Here is a 4,324-nt window from a genome sequence, read left to right as displayed (position 1 = left end):
ACCGGCGTCGTCGTGGCCGCGGTGGCATCACGGGATGTGTCCCGCGCTCGCGCCTTTGCTGCCAAGCACGGCATCGCTCGGGTGCACGAAAACTATGCGGCGCTTATCGCCGACCCGGACGTGGATGCGGTCTACATCTTGGCGCCGACGGGTTTGCACGGCAGGTGGACCCGGGCTGCGCTTGATGCGGGCAAGCACGTGCTGTGCGAAAAGCCGTTCACTGCCAACGCCGCCGAGGCCCGCGAGATCGCCGAGTTAGCCGCGAAATCAGATCGTGTCGTCATGGAGGCGCTCCAGTACCGCTACCATCCGTTGACTTCGCGCGTCGAGCAGATTCTCACGTCAGGCGAGCTGGGCAAGCTCGAGCGGATCGACGTCTCCTTATGCGTATTGCTGCCGAAGCGCTCCAACGCCAACGTCTACGACTACTCCCTCGCCGGTGGCGCGCTGATGGACGCCGGAGTCTACGCGGTTGACATGCTCCGCACTTTCGGCGGTTCGACCCCGGAAGTCGTTGCGGCACAGGCAAAACTGCGCGGGACTCAACTGGACCGGGCGATGACGGCCGAGTTGCGCTTCACGAGTTGGCTCACGGGCCGGATCCGCTGCGCGCTGTGGTCGTCGGATCTTTTTCGAGCGAGCGCCAGGATCGTTGGCGATCGCGGCCGGCTGCATTGGCTCAGTCCGGCGGCACCTCAAGTTCTCCCTCGGCTCTCCATCCAATCAGCCGACAGCAAGCGCGTCGAGCGCTTCCCGCGGCGCGCCACCTTCGCGTACCAGCTCGAGGCTTTTGCCGCGGCGGTGCTGCGCGGCGAACCGGTGAAGACGACGCCGGAAGACGCGGTCGAGAACATGAGCGTCATCGATGCGATCTACCGCGCTGCGGGCCTCTCTGCGCGTGAGCCGACCTGAGCCTCGCCGCGAGGGCAACGCATCAGCGACGAACCGAGTCCGACAGCGCGATCTCGGGCGGGAGGGTCGTGCCGTTGAGCCAGCAGTCGACTGTGCGGGCGAAAAGGTCCGGACATTGCAGAGGCCACTCGTGGCCCATGCCGATTGCCAGCCCGTCGACTCCATTGGGCATTCGCTGCGCGAGCGCTGCCCCCGAATTGCGGACGAGCCGCATCTCGTGGGCACCGGTGAGGAACAGCGTCGGCGAATCCGATTTGTCGAGTCCCTCGGGAATCGTGAATCCCCCAGACGCGGCGACGAGATGGGCCATCTGCGCGGGCGGCAGGAGACGCACATCGTCGCGGTAGCCATCGAGCTCGGCCGAGGGAACCGTCGCCCGGCGCGCATTCCTGCGGATGGTCACCGACTGCTTGGCCCAAGCGACCAGCCCCAGCAGCGGCGCCGTTAGCCGAACAACCGGCATCGCGTTGACGATGGTTCCGCACAGCACCGCCCGATCGACGAGTTCTGGCGCGGTCGCCAGCAGCTGTACCCCCACCTGAGCCCCGAGCGACAACGCGACGAGATGGGCCTGGCCATTGCTCGCCCGCGACCGGACGAGTTCTGCCACCGCAGTGGCGGCTCCCTCCATCGTGAATGGTCCGTGCTGCAGGCTCTCGCCGTGCTGAGGCAGGTCGGGAACCAAGGAGTGATATTGGGGCATTCGCTCGACGACGGGCTGCCAGGACTGACCGCTGAATTCCCCCCCGTGGAGGAATACGACGGTGGGTGCGCCGACCGGACCGGACTCGCGCACAAAAAGGTCCATGACAGGCGATCCTATTGTCATCTGCCCCGACGGAAGCGCGGAGTCGCCAATCAGCGAGCGCGCCGCAGGCGGGCGAAACTCTCCACAAGATCGGTAGCTGCCGCAACGCTTTCGGCGGGTTTGGTCACCTGAGTCGCCAGCTCACGGGCGCGGGCGCGATATTGGGGGGTCAGAATGGTGCGAAGGTCCGCGACCAACGACTTGTGGGTAGTGGCCGAAAACCGCCTTGCGGTGCCCACTTTGAGTCGTTTGACCGCGGCTCCCCAGAGCGGCTGATCGGGCAACATCCAAAGGACCAACGTGGGGACTCCGGCGCGCAGGCCGGCCGCCAAGGTTCCCCCACCACCGTGGTGCACGACCGCGCGGCAGGCGGGAAAGATCGCGGAGTAATTCACCGTGCCCACCACCTTGACGTGCCCGGAAACAGGAACGTCGCCGAAGTCGCTCCAGCCGGAGCAAATCAACGCCCGCTCACCCAACTCGGCGCAGGCCGCGCTGATCATTGCCAGCGTGTCGGTCGCGGACTCGACCGGCACGCTGCCGAACCCGAAGAAGATCGGCGGTGTCCCCGCCGCGATCCACGACAAGACCTCCTCATCGGCATCCGTTGGCAACTCCATCGTCAGCGTGCCGACGAATGGCCTTTGCGGGGGCGTCCGCTCATTCCATTTCGCCCATTCGGCGGCCAGCCCGGGAAAACACACCTCTTCGTAGGCCTGCAGTTCCAACGATCCGCGTTCGGTGATCCGCCGCGGCGCGGGACTCGTGGCCGCCGGGAGACCGAGTTCACGGCGCTGCGCATCCTCGGTCTTCTTCGATCCGCGCCAAGAGAGCCACCACAAGAGGTTCGTTGCGGCGCGGCCAATCGGCGCCGGGACGAAGGGGAGTAGCTGGCCGCCGGCCCGGACCGGGAACCAATGCAGCGTGGCCAACGGAATGTCGTAGTACTCCGCGACGCTGGCGGCGGGGGCCTCGAAATTCAAGCCGGCGAACAGCAGGTCGGCGCCCTCGGCCATCGACTTCATCGCCGCGCCCATCTCCTCCGAAACGAGGCTGAGGCCCTCGTTAAGTTCGCGCTGCAGGCTCGTCAGCTCCCGGATCTTCCACGGGTTGTCGAAGAAACATCTCCAGTAGTTGCGGGAAATCTCCATAATGGCGTGCGTCTCGGGTCCGCAGGCGACTGCCTCAAGCCCTGCCGACTCGGCGAAGCCAACCAGGTCAGGCGGGATGGCGATGCGCACGTCGTGCCCTCGGTTCACCAACTCGCGGCCGACGGCGACGCAGGGCTCCATATCGCCACGCCTGCCCCAATTCGCCAGCGCAAATTTCATCGCGGACCCCGGCCTTTCACTTCCCATACGCGTTTTGCAAATGAAAGCCCCCGCGGCTCCGGAAGTATAGCGGGAGACCCGCGGTTAGGGGCGCTCGGAAATTGGTGGAGGTCTTTGAGGCCCGGCAACGCCCGCGGCCTCGAATCGACCCGGCAAGACTCGAAAGATTCCGCATGCAAAATCCGACACGGTAGTCTTCGGCGCGTGTGGGGTAATTCAGTGCTGCTGGTGCTGACGCTCCTATTGACATTCGATCCCGTACGTCTTGGCGTCGTCCTGCTGCTGATCTCCCGGCCACGGCCTGTGTCAAACCTGCTCGCTTACTGGGTTGGCGCAATGGCGGTGAGTGTGCCTTACATGCTGGTCCCGTTGATCGTGCTACACCTCGTCCCCCCTTTCAGGTCTTTTGCGCAGCGCGTTTCGAGGGGGACCTTCGCGAATCCCGCGGTGCATCACATTCAAATCGGCATCGGTGTGCTGGCGCTGTCGATCGCCGCGGTGCTGGCGGTCCGCTTGCGTACTAGTCAGCAGGCCTTGCTAGCGGCGCCGGACGGCGGCGCTTCGACGTCGGTGCCGGACTTGAATACCGCGATCGCAACCTCGCAGCCGCAGGGCGGCGCGCCGGATGCGCCGGCGGGTAGGTCGCTGGTGCGGCGTTTTCGCGGTCGCGCCCGGAACATGTGGGAAAGCGAATCGTTGAAGGTCCCCCTGGTGGTCGGCCTCGCAATGGGACCGCCACCGGTGAGCGTTTTGTTGGTACTCACCACCATCGTGGTGTCGGGAGCCGCGATCGGTACGCAGGTCGCGCTGGCCTTCGCATGGGTGTTCGTGATATTCGCCGCCGTCGAGATTCCGCTCATGAGCTATGTGGCCGCGCCGGCGAAAACCCAGGCGGCGCTGCAACGGCTGCACGACTGGGTGTCGGCCAACCGCCGCCAGGTTCTAATCGGGGTGGTGGCGCTGGCCGGGTTCGCCATGTTGGCCGTGGGCATCGTCGGCGTCTGAGCGGATGGCTTAGAGCGAATCAGCCGACACCATTGAGGCCGGCGAACTCTTCCACAAGATCCGCGGCGGCCGCGACGCTCTTGGCGGGTTCGGTCATTCGGGTGGCAATCTCGCGGGCCCGGGCGGCGTACTCCGGGGCAAGGATGGTGCGGAGGTCCGAGACAAGCGATTTCTCAGTGGTGGTCGAAAAGCGCCGAGCGACGCCCACTTTCAGCCGCTTGACCGCGGCGCCCCACATGAACTGAACGTCCGCCATCCAGAGGATCAA

The 4,324-nt window shown here is 65.6% G+C and carries 4 protein-coding genes and 1 pseudogene; 2 read left to right on the top strand and 3 right to left on the bottom strand.

Features of this window, described 5'->3' with window-relative positions:
* Positions 1 to 912, top strand: a 912-nt coding sequence (locus A5706_RS23585) for a Gfo/Idh/MocA family protein (RefSeq protein ID WP_068136103.1), incomplete at its 5' end; no start/stop codon positions are given.
* Positions 913 to 934: 22 nt separating this feature from the next.
* Here the strand turns inward: A5706_RS23585 and A5706_RS23580 are convergent.
* Positions 935 to 1,720 carry an alpha/beta fold hydrolase gene (locus A5706_RS23580; RefSeq protein WP_068136101.1) on the bottom strand — a complete coding sequence of 262 codons (786 nt, stop codon included), beginning with the start codon at positions 1,718 to 1,720 and terminating at the stop codon, positions 935 to 937.
* Between the two features lie 50 nt (positions 1,721 to 1,770).
* A complete protein-coding gene (locus tag A5706_RS23575) occupies positions 1,771 to 3,051 on the bottom strand; it encodes a glycosyltransferase (RefSeq protein ID WP_068136097.1) in 1,281 nt (426 codons plus the stop codon).
* Between the two features lie 219 nt (positions 3,052 to 3,270).
* Between A5706_RS23575 and A5706_RS23570 the strand changes: the two genes are divergently transcribed.
* Entirely contained in the window at positions 3,271 to 4,056 is a 786-nt protein-coding gene (locus tag A5706_RS23570; protein ID WP_197517953.1) for a GAP family protein, read from the top strand.
* A 19-nt stretch (positions 4,057 to 4,075) separates the two neighbouring features.
* Here A5706_RS23570 and A5706_RS23565 read toward each other — a convergent pair.
* Positions 4,076 to 4,324, bottom strand: a pseudogene (locus A5706_RS23565) (glycosyl transferase family 1); the annotation flags it as partial.

The organism is Mycobacterium sp. E796, assembly GCF_001672815.1.
GTDB lineage: Bacteria > Actinomycetota > Actinomycetes > Mycobacteriales > Mycobacteriaceae > Mycobacterium.
The sequence above is the reverse complement of the archived record's forward strand: the minus strand, read 5'-3'. Positions and strand labels throughout refer to the sequence as shown.